Source organism: Methylobacterium marchantiae (assembly GCF_042679825.1).
Lineage (GTDB): Bacteria > Pseudomonadota > Alphaproteobacteria > Rhizobiales > Beijerinckiaceae > Methylobacterium > Methylobacterium marchantiae.
Window position 1 is genome coordinate 1 of sequence record NZ_JBHTND010000016.1, and the last position, 17,328, is coordinate 17,328.

Below are 17,328 nucleotides of genomic sequence, written 5' to 3' on the forward strand. Positions count from 1 at the left end.
GCCGGCATGGGCGGGGCGACGGTCCTGGCGGCCTTCGCCGGGAGCGCGGTTGCCGGCACCCGCACCGTCGCGGCCTCCGCGCGGGCGATTCTGCCGCGGGGCGGAGCTGCGCTGCTGGCGCTGCATGCGCCACACCTCGACGACCACGGGTTCCGCCGGGGCGGCCTCGCCTCCCGTCTCGGTCGCGGGTTCGTCTGCGGTGGTTTCTTCGGTCGTCGTTTCCTGAGCCGTGCTCTCCGGAGCCGCTTCCTCGGCCGGTGCGTCCGGGAGACCGGCGAGGGCCGCCGATTCCGCGACCGGCACGGGTGCCGCCTCCGCCTCGCCATCGGCTTCCGCCGGCTCGGCCGCGGCTTCCGGCGGAGCTTCCGCGACCTCGGCCGGGTTTTCCTCGGCCGGGGTTTCCTCCGCGGTGGTCTCCTCGGCCGGTTCCGCCGCTATGGCGGGTTCCGGCTCTCCTTCGGGCGCCAAAGCTTGCGCAACGGAAGCTTCCGCGACGGAGGCTTCCGCGACGGAGGCTTGCGCCGTATCGGCGGGCGCCTCGGCGGTCTCGGCCGGCGTGTCGTCCTCGCTCGCCGGCGCCGACACGTCGGAGGCCGGGCCGGATTCGTCGGAGGCGATGACCGTCGGCGCGATGGGCTGCGTCGATGCGGCCGGCCGCAGCGGCACGGTGATGGCGGGGCCCGGACGCGTCTCGGGCGCGTAGCCGAGGGATTTCAGGATCGAGCCGAAATCCTCGCCCGAACAGCCGACCAGCGAGGTCATGCCGACGGTGGCGACGAAGGCATCGCCATCGGCGGTGCCAGCGGGCGCCTCGCCGGGGGTGGTGCCGGGCACGTAGGTGACCGCCGGACGGATCAGGTCGGCGAGACGCTCGAGGATGTCGACGCGCACGGCGCGCTCGCCGCAGACGCGGAAGCCGGCGGCGCGGTAGAGGCCCTTGGCGATCTCGGGATCGACCTTGATCGAGGTCCGGCCCGAGCCGGCCAGATGCGCGATCTCGTCGAGGCCGCGCTGGTCGAGGCCGCCGTTCTTGAGCGCCCAGAGCTGGGCGGCCAGTGTGCGCGGCGCCGGCTTCAGCAGGGCCGGCAGGAAGATGTGATAGGCGCCGAAGCGGACGCCGTGGCGGCGAAGCGCCCCGCGGCCCTCCTGGTCGAGGGTGCGCATCTCGTGCATCACCTTCGAGCGCTCCAGCACGCCCAGCGATTCCACCACCTGGTAGCCGATGCCCTTGGCGAGGCCGACGAGGTCGGCGGCCGTCTCGATCTCGATCAGCGGGCCGAGAAGGCGGACGACATAGGCCTTGAGCCAGGCGACCAGCCGGGTCTCGACCTTGTCGCGGGCGGGGCCGGTGAGCTGCTCGTCGGCGAGCAGCCGCACATGCGGCTCGAACAGCTTGTCGCCGGGCGTCAGCTTGGCGACCGGGTCTCCGGTCCAGCGGATGATGCCGTCATGGGACAGGACCAGCGACGAATCCGCCGCGGCCGAGAAGCGCTCGGCGCGCGCCTCGATCTCGCCGCCGAGCGCTTTTTCGGCGGCGCTGCGCAGGGTTTTGGCCTCGTGGCCTTCCGCGCCCGGGTCGGCGACGAACTGAAACCCGTGCAGATGGCCGACATGCTGGCCCTCGACGGTAACGTCCCCGCCGGCGGTGATCTCAGCTTCCAACATCGTATTCTCTCTCAGGCGCCGCATCAGGACGCTGGTGCGCCGATCGACGAAACGGCTCGCAAGGCGCTCGTGCAGGGCGTCAGACAGCCTGTCCTCTACCCGACGCGTCTCGCCCTGCCAATGGACGGGATCAATCAGCCAGTCGGGACGGTTCGCGACGAAGGTCCAGGTCCGCCCCTGCGCGATGCGCTGGGACAGGGCGTCGATGTCGCCGTCGGTGCGGTCGATCATCGCCACGTGCTTGGCGAACCAGTCGTTCGGGATGCGCCCGGCCATGCCCTTCATCAGGAATCGGAACAGCTGGGCCACCAGATCGGCATGGGTCTGGGGATGGACCTTGCGGTAATCCGGCACGCCGCAGGTGTCCCACAGCCGCTTCACGGTGGAGGGGGTGGCGGCCATGTCGCGGATGTCGTCCTCGCGCATCAGGATTTCGAGGGCCGACTGGTCCTCGCCCATGGGCGCGCGGGTGAGGCCCTTCTCGTGGGGATGCTCGTCCAGACTTTCCTGCAGGGCCTTCAGCGAGGCGAAGTCGAGATCGGGATTGCGCCATTGCAGCATCCGCAGCGGCTCGAAATCGTGGGTCTCCAGCGCCTCGATCATCTCCGCGTCGAACGGGGCGCAGCGCCCCGTCGATCCGAAGGTACCGTCGGAGAGGTGTCGCCCGGCGCGTCCCGCGATCTGGCCCATCTCGGGCGGCGTCAGCCGGCGGAAGCGGGTGCCGTCGTACTTCCAGTTGGCGGCGAAGGCGACGTGGTCGACGTCGAGGTTGAGGCCCATCCCCACCGCGTCGGTGGCGATGAGGTAGTCCACGTCGCCCGACTGATAGAGCTCCACCTGCGCGTTGCGGGTGCGCGGCGACAGCGCGCCGAGCACCACGGCGGCCCCGCCGCGCTGGCGCCGGATCAGCTCGGCGATGGCGTAGACCTCCTCCGCCGAGAAGGCGACGATGGCCGTGCGCCGGGGCAGGCGCCCGAGCTTCTTCTCGCCCGCATAGGTCAGTTTCGACAGGCGGGGGCGGGTGGTGGTGTGCACGCCGGGAATCAGCGACTGCACCAGGGGCAGCATGGTGGAGGAGCCGATGAGCAGCGTCTCCTCGCGCCCGCGCTGGTGCAGCAGGCGATCGGTGAAGACGTAGCCGCGGTCCATGTCGGCGGCGAGCTGGATCTCGTCGATGGCGACGAAAGCGACGTCGAGGTCGCGCGGCATCGCCTCGATGGTGGAGATCCAGTAGCGCGGCCGGTCCGGCTTGATCTTCTCCTCGCCGGTGACGAGGGCGACGTGCTCCGCCCCCACCCTTGCGACCACGCGCAGGTAGACCTCCCGCGCCAGCAGGCGCAGGGGCAGCCCGATCATCCCGGTCGGATGGGCGAGCATCCGTTCGATGGCGAGATGGGTCTTGCCGGTATTGGTCGGCCCGAGCACCGCCGTGACGCCGCGCGAGCGGGCCTGCGGGGGGAGGGAGCGGCGCGTCATGTCTGAGGAGCGGGTCCCTTCGGCGAAAGAGGCCGGCGGCGGGGTTCTCTGGAACGGCCCGTCGAGAGGGCCGCCCTGGTGTCAGTCGCCGCCGCGCAGGGGCCGTCCGGGCGGCCGGGTCCCACGCTGCGTCTCCCCGCCATATGGGGCGTCACCGCCACGATAGCCACCGCCCCGGTGGCCATAAGGATCGACGTAGATCTCCACCGGGTTCGGCGGCCGCTGCGGCGCGAGATCGGCGCAGAGCGTGTCGGGCATGGCGATGAGGGGGCCGCGCCGCTTCGGGCGGCCCTCGATCACCTCGGCGGAGGAATAGGCATCGCCGCCGCAGGGCGAGAGGTCGCTCGTCAACCCGCCGGCATGGCCCGGACCGGCGAACGGGCCGGCCAGAACGAGACAGATGCCGAGCGTGAGGAGGGGGCGACGCATCAGCGATGTCCGAGGCCGGGAGCGTCGCGCCAGGCGGTCGCGCGCGACAGGGCGTCCTGGAGTGAAGCGAAGCCGCCCTCCAGGTCGTTGGCGCCGAGCGCGTAGCCGTTGGGGCCGAGCCCCGCGAAACGTGCGCCTTTCCGCCGCCGGGCGAGGAGCGGCAGCCCGCCCTCGCGTTCCGGAACGAGGCGCAGGGCGATGAAGCGCTGGCGCCCCACCGTGATCGACCGGATGTCGTCGATCGCGTCCCACGGGATCCAGTCCGTCGACAGGCGCCGGTCGAAGATCCCGCGGCGGCCGACGGATACCATCGTGCCCGTGCGGAACATCCGGGGTGCGCCGACGAGGCTGGCCGCACCGAAGAAGATCAGCCCGAGCCACAGCATGAATTCGGTGTAGCCGCCGGGCTTCATCGGATGCCCGCGCGTCTCGGGCCGCGCATGGAGCATCCATGCGCTGGCGACGGTGAACCCCAGGGCGATGAGGAACAGCCCCGCCGAGCGAAGGCGCGAGACCGCGATATCGACCTGCCCGTCCACGCCTTGCCCGTCCACGCCTTGCCCGTCCATGGTTTCAGACGATCCCCGCCCGGGCTGCCGGAGACGCTCTTATTGATCGACCAGGGTCGCCTGGACCACCGGGCCCGAGGCCTGCCCGTCCGCTGCGCGGGCGGTGACGGTCTGTGCCCCGCCGCGGTTCCACCGGGTCGCCTCGATGATGTTGGTGCCGAGCGTCGTGCGCACGGCGATCCGCACCGGCAGCAGCACGCGGGTGCCCTCCACCGGGGCGAGCCACACCGACATGTCGCGGTTGTCCTCCATGAACTTCACGCCCGGCCGGTCGGGACGGTGCCCGGCAATGGCCTGGTAGCGGGCGTTGCAGACGAGGACGGGGCCGGCATAGCCGGGCTTCTCGATGGTGCGCGTCTCGCCGTAGCTGAGCACCACGTTGAACCGCGTCGCGCCGTCGAAGACCGGGATGGTACGGTTGCAATTGGCCTGGTCGGTGAGCTCGCCGCGGCTCACCGCCGGCATCATCAGGGCGCTCGCCGGATCGACGATGCCGCGCTTGTTGGCCGGGGTCACCGGCACCCGGTCGCCCATGTCGACGAGGGGCGGCGTCACTTCCGATTGGGTGACGTTGCCGCGCGCCAGGGCCATCCGCACGGCGATGCCCGAATTCGAGGTCTTGGTGGAGATGGCGAAGGCGCTCGGCTGCGGCCCCTCGGCGATGAGGCCGCTGGCCCGGGCCGAGCCCATGCCGCCGGTCACCGCGCCGACGAGGCCGGTGAGGCGGGCCGAGACGTCCATGCGGTAGCGGGCGCTCTCGAACAGGCCGGAGACCTGGGCGGTGCCGATGGGGATCCCGGCGAGCGCGATGCCGTAATCGACGGTGACCGTCGCGGGGGCGGCGGCTTTCGAAGCGCCCGACCTGGCGCGCGCGGATCCCTCGGATGCGGGAATCACGCAGATGGCGGCGAGGAGGCTGGCGCGGAGGAGGCGCGTGGCGCACATGGCGTGGGGCTCTGGGGTTCCAAGGCTTGAGACCGCGCGGCGGGAGACACCGGGTGGCATTGTCCCGCCATCGTCCCCGCTCATGGTTAACACATCGTTCGACCGCGCCGGCGAGGGGACGGTCCGCGGCCCTTTCGATGCGCAAAAGGACGGCGCTCCCTTGACGGAGGCCCCACCCGTCACCTATAGGCTCGCGCCTTCAATGAGACGCCGCTCGGCTGGGGTTTGGCGTGCGTGAGGCCCGTGGCGCGTTGCGACCGGTCTTCCGCCATCGCCCGGTCAGACGCGGAACGAGACGGGATTTAGAACAATGTCGCGCCGTTGCGAACTCACGGGCAAAGCCGTGCAGACCGGCCACCTCGTGAGCCACTCGAACCGTAAGACCAAGTGCCGGTTCCTGCCGAACCTGTGCCAGGTCACGCTGCAGTCGGACGCCCTGAAGCGCCGGGTCCGCCTGCGCGTCACGGCCCATGCCCTGCGCTCGGTCGAGCACCGCGGCGGCCTCGACGCCTTCCTCATCAAGGCCCGCGAGATCGAGCTGTCGCAGACCGCCCGCCTGATCAAGCGTGAGCTGCACAAGAAGCTCGCCGAAGTCGAGACCCCGGCCGCCGCCTAAGGGCCGCGCCGATCGGAGCTCCGGGCCGTAGGCCCGCTTCGATCACGCCGATCTCTGCCTCATCGTGAACGGCCGCCGCATGCATCGCGCATGCGGCGGCCGTTCGCGTTGGTTCGACCCTCCATCCCATCCGGCTCCCCACGATGACGGTGCTGTCGCTCATCGCCCCGATCTTCGGACTCATCCTGATCGGCTGGATCGCGGCTTTGGCCGGATTCCTGTCGGAAAAGGTCAGCGACGGCCTCTCCGAATACGTCTTCGCCATCGCGGTGCCGGCGCTGATCATCGCGACGCTGACGCGGCCGGGTCTCTCGGGCGAGATCACCTGGTCGTACTGGTTCAGCTATTTCGGCGGGGCCGGCCTGTCCTGGCTCGTCGGTTCGCTGATCGGCCTGCGCCGCGAGGGCGTCGGGCGCACGGGCGCGATCCTGCACGGATTCGCCGCGAGCCAGTCGAACACGATCTTCATCGGCGTGCCGATGATCCTCCAGGCCTATGGCGATGCGGGCGCCTTTCCGCTCTTCATGCTGCTCGCCATCCACCTGCCGCTGATGATGGGCTGCGCCACCTTCCTCATCGAATCGGACGGCCAGCAGAGCGTGCTCCAGCGCCTGAAGGGGCTCGGCCGCGTCCTCTTCCGCAACCCGATCTTCCTGTCGCTGATGCTCGGCCTGTGCCTGAAAGGCCTCGGCCTCGCGCCGGGCGGGATGGTCAAGTCGCTGATCGACGCGCTCGCCGGCACGGCCTCGACCTGCGCGCTGATCGCGCTCGGCGCCGGCCTCGTGCGCTACCGGGTGCTGCACGACCTGCCCGGCGCCATGGTGGTGACGAGCCTGAAACTCGTCCTGCATCCGCTGGCGGTCTGGGTCCTGGCCTTCCACGTCTTCACCATGCCGCCCGCCTATGCCGGCGTCGCGACCCTGTTCGCGGCGATGCCGGTGGGCATCAACTCCTACCTGCTCGCCGCCCGCTACAAGACCGAGACCGGGCTGATCGCCGCCGCCGTCATGCTCTCGACCCTGCTCGCCGCCGCGACGACCATCGCCTGGCTGGCGATCCTCGGGCACGCCTGACGCCCGTGCCGTGACGGCTTGACCGGAAGGCTTCTTGTTTGTACCGATCGGTACAGAACCTCGCAGGAGCCCGAGCCGATGTCCGAATCCCGTCCGCCGTTGCCCCCCTTCACACGCGAGACCGCGATCCGGAAGGTCCGCGCCGCCGAGGACGGCTGGAACGGCTGCAACCCGGAGAAGGTCTCCCTGGCCTACACCGCCGACAGCCGCTGGCGGAACCGCTCCGACATCTTCTCGGGCCGTCCCGCCATCGTCGAGTTCCTGACCCGGAAATGGGCGAAGGAACACGAATACCGGCTCATCAAGGAGATCTGGGCCTTCACCGAGAACCGCATCGCCGTGCGCTTCGCCTACGAATTCCACGATGCGGCGGGCGAGTGGTTCCGCGCCTACGGCAACGAGAACTGGGAGTTCGACGCCAACGGCCTGATGTCCGTCCGGCATGCCAGCATCAACGACCTCGCGATCTCCGAATCGGAGCGCAAGTTCCATTGGGACCGCAGCGCGCCGCGCCCCGACGACCATCCCGGCCTCACCGATCTCGGGCTCTGACGGGGACGTGACGAGAAAGGCGATGGCGAAGAAGCCGGGATCGCGGGAGGACGCGATCCCCGCCATCGCCGAAGTGTTCCGCGAATACGGCTACGAGGGCGCGAGCCTCGCCCTCATCGGAGCCCGCACCGGCCTCGGCAAGGGCAGCCTCTACCACGCCTTCCCCGGCGGCAAGGCCGAGATGGCGGAGGCCGTCCTCGACGCCATCGGCGGCTGGTTCGAGGCGCGCATCTACGCTCCCCTGCGCGACGATCCCGATCCGGGGGCGGCCATCCGACTCATGCTGTCGGAGACGGACGCCTATTTCCGCTCGGGCCGCCGGGTCTGTCTCGTCGGCGCCTTCGCCCTCACCGAGGGGCGCGACGGGTTCGCGGACCGGATCGGCGGCTACTTCCGGGATTGGCGGGAGGCCCTGGCGCAGGCGCTCATCCGTGCGGGACGTCCGGCCGCCGAGGCGGAATCCCTCGCCGAAGACGCCGTCCTGGCGATTCAGGGCGGTCTCGTCCTCGCCCGCGCCCTCGACGATCCGGCGCTGTTCGGCCGGATGCTGGCACGGTTGGAGGAGCGGCTGGTGCCGGTGTAGGCGACCCCCGATGGCGGGGTGCCCGCTTCCACCCCAGTCCGATCGCACATCATACGATGGTGAGCTGAGGCCGTTCGGCCGGCTCGGCGGCGAGACGTCGGAAAATCCCGAGCACCTGTTCCGGTGACGCCCGAGTTGCAGCCCCGTTGGCGACTTCGTCCTGCGACCACATCCAGGAGCGTGCGGGATCGCTCCGCATGGCCCAGGCCGGGAAAAGACGCTTGGTCGCGACCTCATAGGACAGGCGATTGATCTCGAGATGTCGATCGTCCCTGAGGATCCGCGCATACGTCGCATCGATGGCGTCCGCCTCGCCTTCCAGAAGCTGGAGGTAGATGTCTCCACGACAGATCAGAGCGCCCGTCAGACCGTCCCGCGTATTGCAGCGCCGCGATTGGGTGAGGATGCTGTCCAGGGCAGAGTGATCGAACCCGAACGGACGGGACGCATAGATGAGCTGCACGAGGTTCATTGCATCAGCCTCACATCGAGTTAGGTCTGAAACTCCGGGGTCACGCCGAGGCCGCGGCCTTCGTATCGGGGCGAAGCCCGGTCTCGCGACTGATGTCGAGGAGCCTCTGAGCCAGCAGCACGGCCGTCGGTGCGTCGACGGCCGATGCGTCCGCTCCGACACGCTCGACGAGTTCGGGCTTGTCGAGGAAGACGGGGCCGCCCACCATGATGCCGACCGAACGATTGCGTGAGACGTCGCGGATCGACCGGATCGAGGCCGTCAGCCCGTCGAGGCGCGTCTCGCAGCTGAGCGTCAGCCCCACGACGTCGAACCAGGTGGAACCGACGAGGCTCGAGATCTGATCGGGGCTGGACGCCAGGCCGCTCACGACCTGCCATTCGGCGACCTGCAGGAACTGCTCGACGACGGCGACTCCGAACGTGTGCAGCTCGCCCGGCGCGCCCATCAACAGTGCGGAGCGGCGCTCGTCGTGGGAGGACACCTTTGGTTCGGATCTGTATTGCGAGAGGAGCAGCTGGAGGCGAGCGACGCCCACGGTCACCTCGATGAAGTCGCAGAGATCCTCGTCCCACAAGCGTCCCAGCAGGGACGCGGCGGGCGCCAGAAGTTCGAGGAACATGCTCTCGGCGGAGTAGCCTTTGGCCAGATGATCCCTGACGGCGTCAGAGGCTGCCGCGAGGTCCGAACCGAGGAGGAGCTGCGTGAAGGCTTCGACCTGCTGCGCATCGGGTTTGGCGAGCGGAGCGCTCGCCGCGGGCGCGAGCTGCGGGTGAAGCAGCTTCAACCGAGGGATGATGTCCGTTTCGACGATGCGGCTGAGAGCCAGGGCGCGCAGCCGGCTTTCCTCGGCCGTGCGCTTGCGCGCATATGCAAGCCGAGCTTCCGAGACCCAACCAGCCTGACGTGCCGACGGGTCGGTCCACGCAGCGGTGGACGAAGCGAGGTTTGACATGGTCCGCTCCCCTGAACTCTCTTCCTCTGCAGGGGGCGCTTGCCGGTCGATTCCGTGCACCTCTTGGGCACATCAAAACGCCGCTCAGAACGAATGTAAAGGAGCTTGCAGGAAAATTCCTGATCCGGCTTGCGTCCGATCCGTAAGGGAAGCCGGAAACGGCCTCACTTGTTTTCGTCAGGTTCGCGGCCATGATGATCATGGCCACGACGCAGATGCCGGATCGGTATAAGGCTACCGGGCTCTGGTTCGACTAGCTTCGTCCAAGTGAATGGATGGGGCCCGAGTCGAGTTGCTGGATTATTCGCGTCAGTGCCGCGACATTGTCTTTGTCGTCGGTGCTTTCGAGGGCGTCCTGCAGGACGAGGCGGATATCCTCGGCTTCGACCTTCTCCATGTCCCAGTTCGGATAGAGACGCTCCCGCTCCTCCTCGCTCTGGCTCAGCGTAACGATGTCGTGATGACGTGAATCATCGTGCAGGCTCGCGATGAGGTTTTGCATCTGAGCGGCCGGCCCCTCGATCCACTGGAAGAAGATGCCGCTGCCGAAAACCAACACGCCGGTGATGCCACGCGCAAGGTTGTGGCGCTGGGCCGACTCGACGATACGGCCGACCTCCGCGTCGTCGACGCCGTCGGCGGCACGGCTGCAATAGACGAAGTGATAAAGAGCGGGCAGCGCGTCGTCGTCCAACTCGGCGCCACGGAGAAAGCCGTATTCGTCCAACATGGGTCGACCAGCTCCATTGATGCAGGACGGGCCGTTCCGCCCAATGCGTGAGTGGCACGATAGCGCATCCGACCCGATTTGAAACCGGACCGGTCGCCCGGGTCGTCGCGCGGACAGGGCGGGTCCGACACTCCGCCCGGTCTCCGGTCGAGAGCCGACCGGCGAGCCGATCATCCCGCTTCCGCACGCATGTTTCTAAAGCCGGACCGCGGAGACTAGCGCCGTCCGCCCGCAGCCCTGCGCCGCGGCACGGCGCCACCGCCGGCATCCTCCTCGAACAGCTCGGCGAGCTTCTCCGTCATCGCCCCGCCGAGCTCCTCGGCGTCGATGATGGTGACGGCGCGGCGGTAGTAGCGGGTCACGTCGTGGCCGATGCCGATGGCGAGGAGTTCCACCGGCGAGCGGGTCTCGATGTCCTCGATCATCCAGCGCAGGTGGCGCTCGAGATAATTGCCCGGATTGACCGAGAGGGTCGAATCGTCGACCGGCGCGCCGTCCGAGATCACCATCAGGATCTTGCGCTGCTCGGGCCGGGCGAGCAGGCGCTTGTGCGCCCAGTCCAGGGCCTCGCCGTCGATGTTCTCCTTGAGCAGCCCCTCGCGCATCATCAGCCCGAGATTCTTGCGCGCCCGGCGCCACGGCGCATCCGCCGACTTGTAGACGATGTGGCGCAGGTCGTTGAGGCGGCCCGGCGCGTTCGGCTTGCCCGCCGCCAGCCACGCCTCGCGCGATTGCCCGCCCTTCCAGGCACGGGTGGTGAAGCCCAGGATCTCCACCTTCACGCCGCAGCGCTCCAGGGTCCGCGCCAGGATGTCGGCGCAGGTGGCCGCCACAGTGATCGGGCGGCCGCGCATGGAGCCCGAATTGTCGAGCAGCAGGGTCACCACCGTATCGCGAAAGTTGGTGTCCTTCTCGCGCTTGAACGAGAGCGGCTGGAACGGGTCGGTCATCACGCGGACGAGGCGGGCGGGATCGAGCTGGCCCTCTTCGAGGTCGAATTCCCAGGCGCGGTTCTGCTGCGCCAGGAGCCGGCGCTGCAGGCGGTTGGCGAGGCGGCCGACCACGCCCTGGAGATGGGCGAGCTGCTTGTCGAGATAGGTGCGAAGACGCGCGAGTTCGTCGGCGTCGCACAGGTCCTCGGCATCGATCATCTCGTCGAAGCGCGGGTTGAACACCTTGTATTCGGGGCCGCGCGGCTCGTTGGGCCGGGTGTTGGGCGGGCGCTTGGCCTCGGAGGCCTCCTCGGATTCCGCGTTCTCGGCCTCGTCCGGCAATTCTCCGGAGGGCGCATCCGCGGCTTCCGTTGCGCCGTCCTGCAACTCGTCGGAGGCCTCCTCGGAGGTCTCCATCTCGGACTTGTCGCCCTGCGACTGCTCCTCGGCCTCGCCCTCGCTCGGGGTCTGGTCGTCGTCCTGCCCCTCGTTCTCGTCCTCGTTGTCGTCGTCCTCGGGGTCCAGCGGCGTCTGGTCCGCCATGTCGAGGGAGGACAGGAGCTCGCGGACCGAGCGCGCGAAGGAGCGCTGGTTCTCGATATTGCCGATGAGGCCGTCGAGATTGGTGCCCGCCTTCTCCTCGATATGGGAGCGCCACAGGTCCACGATCCTGCGCGCGGCCTTCGGCGGGGCTTCCCCGGTCAGGCGCTCGCGCACCATCAGGGCGACGGCGTCCTCCATCGGGGCGTCGGCCCGGTCGGTGATGTCCTCGTACTTGCCGCCGCGATGGTAGCGGTCCTCCAGCATCGCCGAGAGGTTCGAGGCGACGCCGGACATGCGGCGCGAGCCGATGGCCTCGACCCGGGCCTGTTCCACGGCGTCGAACACCGCGCGCGCGCCGGCATTCTCCGGGGCGAGGCGGCGATGCACGGCGACATCGTGGCAGCCGAGGCGCAGCGCCATCGAATCGGCATTCCCGCGCAGGATCGCCACATCCTCCGCAGTGAGCTTGCGCGGCGGCTCGGGCAGGCGCGCCTTGTCGCCGGTGAGCGCCGGGCGGTCGCTGGCATAGACCACCTCGATCTCGGAGCGCTTGGCGATGGCGCGCAGGCATCCGGCCACCGAGCGCTTGAGCGGTTCGGCGATGGGCTCCCGGCGTTCGCCGGCTTTGCGGTTCGAGATGGCCATGCCGAATTATTTCTTCACTGAGTCGAGCTCGAAGGGGCGGTTCAGGATGTCGTCCCAGGGGTAGGGGCAGGTATCGGGGAATTCACTCCCGTAGAGATGGGTTTCGTCCGCTGCCCAGTTGCGGGCGATCGGGTAGATGCCGTCCCGGATTTCATCGAGAGACGATTTCAGTCCGGGATTCGTCCTGATCAGGCGTGCGTAGCGTCGGCGCTGCTCCATGATGGAGTAGATCCAGCTCGGGGTTCGCATCTCCGGCTGCTGGTCCCACTTCAGCATGTGCATGAGCAGGACTCGCAGGGCGCTTTCCAACTGATCGTATTGTGCCCTACCCACGTCGCCTAGCTCTTCGGCGATAAGATCGAGATCGAGCGCATCGATCCGACCCGCTCTGAGGAAGGCGACCTGCTCCTGAACCCAGGTGTAGAGATCGTCCTCATAGCGCGTCCGACCGGTAGGGACTGGTCCCTCTCCGGTCGGTTCACCCTTCAGAGCCGGCTCACCCATCGCGTCCTCCGCGTCGATCCTCAGCTCAGCGCCACGTTCATCGCGCTCTCGGGCAGCTCCTTGCCGAAGGCGCGCTGGTAGAATTCCGCCACCAGGGTGCGTTCGAGTTCGTCGCACTTGTTCAGGAAGGTCACCCGGAAGGCGAAGCCGATATCCTGGAAGATGTCGGCATTCTCGGCCCAGGTGATCACCGTGCGCGGGCTCATGACGGTGGAGAGGTCGCCGTTCATGAAGGCGTTGCGGGTGAGATCCGCGACCCGGACCATGCGGTTGACGATGTCCCGGCCGCCGTCGCTCTGATAGTGCACCGCCTTCGACAGGACGATGTCCACCTCGCGGTCATGGGCGAGGTAGTTGAGCGTGGTGACGATGGACCAGCGGTCCATCTGGCCCTGGTTGATCTGCTGGGTGCCGTGGTAGAGGCCCGACGTGTCGCCGAGGCCCACCGTGTTGGCGGTGGCGAACAGCCGGAAGGCGGGGTGGGGGCGGATCACCCGCTTCTGGTCGAGGAGCGTCAGGCGTCCCGAGACTTCGAGCACGCGCTGGATCACGAACATCACGTCGGGGCGCCCGGCATCGTATTCGTCGAAGACCAGGGCCACGTTGTTCTGCAGCGCCCAGGGCAGGATTCCGTCCTGGAAGGCGGTGATCTGCTTGCCGTCCTTCACCACGATCGCGTCCTTGCCGACGAGGTCGATGCGCGAGACGTGGCTGTCGAGGTTGATCCGGATGCAGGGCCAGTTCAGGCGGGCCGCGACCTGCTCGATATGGGTCGACTTGCCGGTGCCGTGATAGCCGGTGACCATGACGCGGCGGTTGCGGGCGAAGCCCGCCAGGATCGCCAGGGTGGTCTCGCGGTCGAAGATGTAGTCCGGGTCGAGATCGGGAACGTGCTCCTCGCTCCGCGAGAAGGCCGGCACCTTGAGGTCGAGGTCGATGCCGAAGGCCTCGCGGACGGAGACCATCCGGTCGGGCAGCGCGGCTTGGGTGTCGTCAGAGAGCATACGGGACCTCGTCGAGGCGGGCTTCGGCAGGGGCCGGGCTCGCGGCTGTGTCACGGTGGCCATTGCGGGCTCCTGCGGGAGGCAGGATGTGGCATGCCACCTTTAAAAGGCTGCGTCGGCGGACGCCAAGGGGTGCGAAAGCTCGATATAGGGCCTCCCGCGCCGATTGCCGCAACTCACCGCGGGTCATTTGCAAAAACGTGCATCGATCGTGCCGTCCGGGAGCGCTCGGCTCAGCACAGGCCGGCGGCGCGCAGGGTGTCGTGGGCGCGGATGATGTCGCGCAGGCGTTCCTCGAACGAGCGGTCGCCGCCATTGGCGTCGGGGTGGAAGCGCTTCACCAGCACCTTGTACTGCGCCTTGATGGCGGCGGTGTCGGCGTTCTCGTCGAGGCCGAGGACGTCGAGGGCCTTGAGAGCCGCCACCGAGAGCTTCGGACGGCGCGGCTCGGGCTTCGCCCGGCGCGCGGTCTCGCCGACGCCTTCGCTGCGCAGGATGTCGAGGGGGTCGACATAGGCCCAGTCGCGCTTGGCCTCGCCCGGCTTGGCGGCGCCGGTGCGCGTCGCCGGGTTCACGCCCATCGCCCAGGTCGGGCGGTGCCCGATCACGGCGTCCTTCTGGTAGGCCTGCACGGCGGCGTCGTTCATGCCGTCGAAGTAGTTGTAGGTGGCGTTGTAGGCGCGCACGTGGTCGATGCAGAAGCGCCAGTACTGCCCCTCCTCCTTGCGGCCCTTGGGAGCGCGGTAGAGACCGGCATTGGTGCAGCCGGGCGTCTCGCAGCCCGTCTGGGACGCAGCCTTGGGCTCGTCGCAGGTGGGCTTGCGCTTGATGCGGATGCTGTCGAACAGGCGCGAGTTGAGATCCATGGTGGGGCGATTATGAGAGGGCGGGTCCGAGACACAAGAGCGGCGGGCCTGATGACGCATGCTGAGATCGGGGGTTGACGACCCCGGAGCCTCCGGGCGCTTCCGGACCGGACTTCAGAGACGAAAGACGCGAGGAAACGATGGCCGACACGCTCAAGGACTGGATCACCGGAACGCTCGGCACGCAACTGGCGCCGCAGGCCCTGGTGGTGGTCGACGAATCCCACCTGCATGCGGGCCATTCCGGTTCCCGCCCCGAGGGAGAGACGCATTTCCGGGTCGAGATCGTCTCCGACGCCTTCGAGGGCAAGAGCCGGGTGGAGCGCCACCGCATCGTCAACGGCCTCCTCGACGAGGCCTTCAAGCGCGGCCTCCACGCCCTCGCCGTGAAGGCGAAGGCGCCGTCCGAGGCGGCCTGAACCCGCCCGGCACCCGAGGGATATGGTGGCGATGGCCCTGCAATGCACCCCGCATCTCGCCATCGACGAGGCCGAGCTCGACGAGACCTTCGTGCGCGCCTCCGGGCCCGGCGGACAGAACGTCAACAAGCTCTCGACGGCGGTCCAGCTCCGTTTCGACGCGCGGCGCTCGCAATCCCTGCCCGACGCGGTGGCGGTGCGCCTCATGCGCCTCGCCGGGCGGCGGCTGACGCAGGACGGCGTCATCGTCATCATGGCCCAGCAGTTCCGGACCCAGGACCGCAACCGGGCCGATGCCCGCGAGCGCCTCGCCGCCCTCGTCGCTGAGGCGGCGGTGCCGCCCAAACCCCGCCGGGCGACGCGGCCGACCCTCGCCTCGAAGAAGCGCCGCCTCGACGACAAATCCCGCCGCGGCGCCACCAAGCGCCTGCGCGGCGACGGCGGCGGAGACTGACTACTTCACGGGTCCCTGCGCGTCCGGCGGGTGATACTCCTCGGCGCCGGTGACGTAGGCGCTGCCGGGCTTCAGGATCGTGAGCGCGATGGCGACGAGGGCGAGGAGCGCCGCCAGGGCGGCCGGGAACAGGAAGGCATCCTCGCCGTAATGGGTCTGCAGGAAGCCGCCGACCACCGCGCCGGTGCTCAGGGCGCCCCAGAGCGGGGCCTGCAGCCAGAACGAGGGCGCGACCTTGCCCATCAGCAGGTTGGCGAGCCCGGTCCCGAAGCGCACCACCGCGCCGGTGACGTAGGTGAGGGCGAGGCTGCGCCCGGCCTCGTCCTGCAGCGTCGCGTTCTGCAGCCCCAGCGCCAGGACGATCGGATAGACGTGGAGCGGCCAGGCGAACGTGCCGTAGGGCATCACCAGGCCGACGGCGAGGAGCACCGCCTGCAGCAGCAGCAGCACCGAGAGGCGCCAGCGCCCGACCCAGGCCGCGATCAGCGTGCCGATGAAGGCGCCGAAGCAGAACACGACGATGACCGAACTGACCCGCGCCGTGCTCTCCCAGTCGAATTTGCTCACCGACACGCCGAAGCGCGTGGTGTTGCCGCTCATGAACGACATGAAGAGCTGGGAGAATTCGAGGAAGCCGATGGAATCGGTGCATCCGGCCAGGCCCGAAAGGGCGAGGGCGAAGGGTATGCGCGTGCTCGGGCTCGCGGGAAACGACTTGTCGGCCATGCGTCTGCACATGCTCCTTCGAAGGGACGTTCGGGATGGGGATGAGCCCGGACCTTACCGATCGAACGCGGCGGTGGAACCGCTCGCGTGCGGTCGATGGGCATCGGTGGGGGAGTGCCGTGCCTTGCAACACACGGCGAACCGCTTCGGTTCAACCCGATCGTGCACAATGGGATTAAGCCCGGCCGGATCAGCCTCTGCGCAACACCGCGATGCGTCCCGCCACGTCGATCCCGCGCTCGCGCCGGATCACCGCCGGATCGAGCGTCAGGATCTCGAGGCCCGCCTCGTCGGCCACCCGCCGGAGATAGAATTCGCCGTGGGCGTAGCGGGCATCGGCCCCGAGGGTTAGGCCTTCGTCTTCCGCCCATTGCACCGTGAAGGCGACGAGGCCCGAGGGCCGCAGGATGCGGGCCGTCTCCGCCATCACCCGGGTGAGGCCGCCCACATAGATGAAGACGTCCGCCGCCACGACGAGGTCGGCGCTTTCCGCTGCCTCCTCCGTCAGCGCCTGTCCGAGATCGCCCTCCACCAGACGGTGGTAGCGCTTGCCCCGCGCCGCCTCGGCGAGCATGCCGGGCGAGAGATCGATGCCGGTGAGGGTGCGGGCGCGGCCGGCCAGCGCCTCGCCCATCAGGCCGGTCCCGCAGCCGAGATCGATCACGTCGCCGAAGCTCCCGGGCGCGGCGGCCACGGCATCGAGGGCCTTCACCAGCAGGTCCGGCCCGCGATAGTGCAGGTCGTCCACGAGGTGGCGCTCGAAACGCGGGGCGTAGCCGTCGAACAGGGCGCGGATATAGGCCGGCGAGATCGAGCCCAGGGCGGCGCCCTCGCCGATCTGGACGAGGCGCAGCCGCGCCCCGAGTTCGTCGTGCGGATCGAGGTCGAGGGCGTTGCCGTAGGCCCTCAGCGCGGCATGGTGGTCGGCGGCGTCCCGCGTGGCGAGGTGGCGCGCCTCGCGGGCCCTTCCGAGAAGGAACCAGGCCGCGGCATAACGCGGCGCGATCTCCAGGGTCTGCTCGGCCATCTCGGCCGCGCCCGCCGCATCGCCCTCGACGAGGCAGGCCTCGGCATAGGCGTAGCGCCGGTCGGCGAGGAGGTCGCCGGAGCTGTTCTGCAGGGAGGTGCGCGCTCGCGGGTTCATGCGGGTGCCCTATATCACGCCGCATG

The 17,328-nt window shown here is 69.0% G+C and carries 19 protein-coding genes; 6 read left to right on the forward strand and 13 right to left on the reverse strand.

The features are described from left to right. From ACFQ4G_RS12735 to ACFQ4G_RS12750, 4 genes are all read right to left on the reverse strand, one after another. The coding region (locus ACFQ4G_RS12735) for a helicase-related protein (protein WP_379040328.1) at window positions 1-3,141 on the reverse strand (3,141 nt) is incomplete at its 3' end. A gap of 81 nt (window positions 3,142-3,222) precedes the next feature. Next, window positions 3,223-3,570 carry a hypothetical protein gene (locus ACFQ4G_RS12740; RefSeq protein WP_238206055.1) on the reverse strand — a complete coding sequence of 116 codons (348 nt, stop codon included), beginning with the start codon at window positions 3,568-3,570 and terminating at the stop codon, window positions 3,223-3,225. Next, complete coding sequence (locus ACFQ4G_RS12745) at window positions 3,570-4,139, reverse strand: STM3941 family protein (RefSeq protein WP_238206056.1); 570 nt, start codon at window positions 4,137-4,139, stop codon at window positions 3,570-3,572. Before ACFQ4G_RS12745 ends, ACFQ4G_RS12740 begins: the two co-directional genes overlap by 1 nt. 39 nt (window positions 4,140-4,178) lie before the next feature. Beyond that, window positions 4,179-5,084, reverse strand: a complete 906-nt coding sequence (locus tag ACFQ4G_RS12750) for a DUF3108 domain-containing protein (RefSeq protein ID WP_238206057.1) — start codon at window positions 5,082-5,084, stop codon at window positions 4,179-4,181. A 310-nt stretch (window positions 5,085-5,394) separates the two neighbouring features. Between ACFQ4G_RS12750 and rpmB the strand changes: the two genes are divergently transcribed. From rpmB to ACFQ4G_RS12770, 4 genes are all read left to right on the forward strand, one after another. Continuing rightward, window positions 5,395-5,700 (forward strand): 50S ribosomal protein L28, encoded by a 306-nt coding sequence (rpmB, locus tag ACFQ4G_RS12755; RefSeq protein WP_018046086.1) that lies wholly within the window; start codon window positions 5,395-5,397, stop codon window positions 5,698-5,700. A 143-nt stretch (window positions 5,701-5,843) separates the two neighbouring features. Next, window positions 5,844-6,773, forward strand: a complete 930-nt coding sequence (locus tag ACFQ4G_RS12760) for an AEC family transporter (RefSeq protein ID WP_238206058.1) — start codon at window positions 5,844-5,846, stop codon at window positions 6,771-6,773. A 78-nt stretch (window positions 6,774-6,851) separates the two neighbouring features. Continuing rightward, window positions 6,852-7,325 carry a nuclear transport factor 2 family protein gene (locus ACFQ4G_RS12765; protein WP_238206059.1) on the forward strand — a complete coding sequence of 158 codons (474 nt, stop codon included), beginning with the start codon at window positions 6,852-6,854 and terminating at the stop codon, window positions 7,323-7,325. Window positions 7,326-7,347: 22 nt separating this feature from the next. Then, complete coding sequence (locus ACFQ4G_RS12770; protein WP_238206060.1) at window positions 7,348-7,908, forward strand: TetR/AcrR family transcriptional regulator; 561 nt, start codon at window positions 7,348-7,350, stop codon at window positions 7,906-7,908. 49 nt (window positions 7,909-7,957) lie between these two features. Here the strand turns inward: ACFQ4G_RS12770 and ACFQ4G_RS12775 are convergent, their stop codons facing one another. The 7 genes from ACFQ4G_RS12775 to ACFQ4G_RS12805 all read right to left on the reverse strand — a co-directional run bounded on the left by ACFQ4G_RS12775 (window position 7,958) and on the right by ACFQ4G_RS12805 (window position 14,559). Further along, window positions 7,958-8,380 carry a BLUF domain-containing protein gene (locus ACFQ4G_RS12775; RefSeq protein WP_238206061.1) on the reverse strand — a complete coding sequence of 141 codons (423 nt, stop codon included), beginning with the start codon at window positions 8,378-8,380 and terminating at the stop codon, window positions 7,958-7,960. A gap of 40 nt (window positions 8,381-8,420) precedes the next feature. Further along, window positions 8,421-9,335 carry a cobalamin B12-binding domain-containing protein gene (locus ACFQ4G_RS12780; RefSeq protein WP_238206062.1) on the reverse strand — a complete coding sequence of 305 codons (915 nt, stop codon included), beginning with the start codon at window positions 9,333-9,335 and terminating at the stop codon, window positions 8,421-8,423. Window positions 9,336-9,588: 253 nt separating this feature from the next. Continuing rightward, window positions 9,589-10,065 (reverse strand): BLUF domain-containing protein, encoded by a 477-nt coding sequence (locus ACFQ4G_RS12785; RefSeq protein ID WP_238206064.1) that lies wholly within the window; start codon window positions 10,063-10,065, stop codon window positions 9,589-9,591. Window positions 10,066-10,280: 215 nt separating this feature from the next. Continuing rightward, window positions 10,281-12,185 carry a cobaltochelatase subunit CobT gene (gene cobT, locus ACFQ4G_RS12790; RefSeq protein WP_238206066.1) on the reverse strand — a complete coding sequence of 635 codons (1,905 nt, stop codon included), beginning with the start codon at window positions 12,183-12,185 and terminating at the stop codon, window positions 10,281-10,283. A 6-nt stretch (window positions 12,186-12,191) separates the two neighbouring features. After that, window positions 12,192-12,689 carry a DUF29 domain-containing protein gene (locus ACFQ4G_RS12795; RefSeq protein WP_238206068.1) on the reverse strand — a complete coding sequence of 166 codons (498 nt, stop codon included), beginning with the start codon at window positions 12,687-12,689 and terminating at the stop codon, window positions 12,192-12,194. A gap of 20 nt (window positions 12,690-12,709) precedes the next feature. Further along, window positions 12,710-13,693, reverse strand: a complete 984-nt coding sequence (gene cobS / locus ACFQ4G_RS12800; protein ID WP_238206070.1) for a cobaltochelatase subunit CobS — start codon at window positions 13,691-13,693, stop codon at window positions 12,710-12,712. A gap of 233 nt (window positions 13,694-13,926) precedes the next feature. Continuing rightward, window positions 13,927-14,559, reverse strand: a complete 633-nt coding sequence (locus ACFQ4G_RS12805) for a J domain-containing protein (RefSeq protein ID WP_238206073.1) — start codon at window positions 14,557-14,559, stop codon at window positions 13,927-13,929. A 140-nt stretch (window positions 14,560-14,699) separates the two neighbouring features. Between ACFQ4G_RS12805 and ACFQ4G_RS12810 the strand changes: the two genes are divergently transcribed. Both ACFQ4G_RS12810 and arfB read left to right on the forward strand, forming a co-directional pair. Then, the gene (locus ACFQ4G_RS12810) at window positions 14,700-14,978 is read left to right on the forward strand and encodes a BolA family protein (protein WP_238206075.1); all 279 of its coding nucleotides are present in this window, start codon (window positions 14,700-14,702) and stop codon (window positions 14,976-14,978) included. A gap of 31 nt (window positions 14,979-15,009) precedes the next feature. Continuing rightward, on the forward strand, window positions 15,010-15,432 hold the full coding sequence (gene arfB, locus ACFQ4G_RS12815; RefSeq protein ID WP_238206077.1) for an alternative ribosome rescue aminoacyl-tRNA hydrolase ArfB: 423 nt from the start codon (window positions 15,010-15,012) through the stop codon (window positions 15,430-15,432). Here the strand turns inward: arfB and ACFQ4G_RS12820 are convergent, their stop codons facing one another. Then, window positions 15,433-16,158: a YoaK family protein gene (locus tag ACFQ4G_RS12820; protein WP_238206079.1), complete on the reverse strand. Its 726-nt coding sequence runs from the start codon at window positions 16,156-16,158 to the stop codon at window positions 15,433-15,435. 190 nt (window positions 16,159-16,348) lie between these two features. Further along, window positions 16,349-17,302, reverse strand: coding sequence for a class I SAM-dependent DNA methyltransferase (locus ACFQ4G_RS12825; protein ID WP_238206081.1), 954 nt, complete (start codon window positions 17,300-17,302; stop codon window positions 16,349-16,351). Between the last annotated feature and the right edge of the window lie 26 nt (window positions 17,303-17,328).

Coding starts and splice junctions, on each gene's coding strand:
- ACFQ4G_RS12765 (WP_238206059.1), top strand. CDS start 6,852: ATGTCCGAATCCCGTCCGCCGTTGCCCCCCTTCACACGCGAGACCGCG.
- ACFQ4G_RS12780 (WP_238206062.1), bottom strand. CDS start 9,335: ATGTCAAACCTCGCTTCGTCCACCGCTGCGTGGACCGACCCGTCGGCA.
- ACFQ4G_RS12805 (WP_238206073.1), bottom strand. CDS start 14,559: ATGGATCTCAACTCGCGCCTGTTCGACAGCATCCGCATCAAGCGCAAG.
- arfB (WP_238206077.1), top strand. CDS start 15,010: ATGGCCCTGCAATGCACCCCGCATCTCGCCATCGACGAGGCCGAGCTC.
- ACFQ4G_RS12740 (WP_238206055.1), bottom strand. CDS start 3,570: ATGCGTCGCCCCCTCCTCACGCTCGGCATCTGTCTCGTTCTGGCCGGC.
- ACFQ4G_RS12775 (WP_238206061.1), bottom strand. CDS start 8,380: ATGAACCTCGTGCAGCTCATCTATGCGTCCCGTCCGTTCGGGTTCGAT.
- ACFQ4G_RS12745 (WP_238206056.1), bottom strand. CDS start 4,139: ATGGACGGGCAAGGCGTGGACGGGCAAGGCGTGGACGGGCAGGTCGAT.
- ACFQ4G_RS12810 (WP_238206075.1), top strand. CDS start 14,700: ATGGCCGACACGCTCAAGGACTGGATCACCGGAACGCTCGGCACGCAA.
- cobT (WP_238206066.1), bottom strand. CDS start 12,185: ATGGCCATCTCGAACCGCAAAGCCGGCGAACGCCGGGAGCCCATCGCC.
- ACFQ4G_RS12770 (WP_238206060.1), top strand. CDS start 7,348: ATGGCGAAGAAGCCGGGATCGCGGGAGGACGCGATCCCCGCCATCGCC.
- ACFQ4G_RS12825 (WP_238206081.1), bottom strand. CDS start 17,302: ATGAACCCGCGAGCGCGCACCTCCCTGCAGAACAGCTCCGGCGACCTC.
- ACFQ4G_RS12750 (WP_238206057.1), bottom strand. CDS start 5,084: ATGTGCGCCACGCGCCTCCTCCGCGCCAGCCTCCTCGCCGCCATCTGC.
- rpmB (WP_018046086.1), top strand. CDS start 5,395: ATGTCGCGCCGTTGCGAACTCACGGGCAAAGCCGTGCAGACCGGCCAC.
- ACFQ4G_RS12820 (WP_238206079.1), bottom strand. CDS start 16,158: ATGGCCGACAAGTCGTTTCCCGCGAGCCCGAGCACGCGCATACCCTTC.
- ACFQ4G_RS12795 (WP_238206068.1), bottom strand. CDS start 12,689: ATGGGTGAGCCGGCTCTGAAGGGTGAACCGACCGGAGAGGGACCAGTC.
- ACFQ4G_RS12760 (WP_238206058.1), top strand. CDS start 5,844: ATGACGGTGCTGTCGCTCATCGCCCCGATCTTCGGACTCATCCTGATC.
- ACFQ4G_RS12785 (WP_238206064.1), bottom strand. CDS start 10,065: ATGTTGGACGAATACGGCTTTCTCCGTGGCGCCGAGTTGGACGACGAC.
- cobS (WP_238206070.1), bottom strand. CDS start 13,693: ATGCTCTCTGACGACACCCAAGCCGCGCTGCCCGACCGGATGGTCTCC.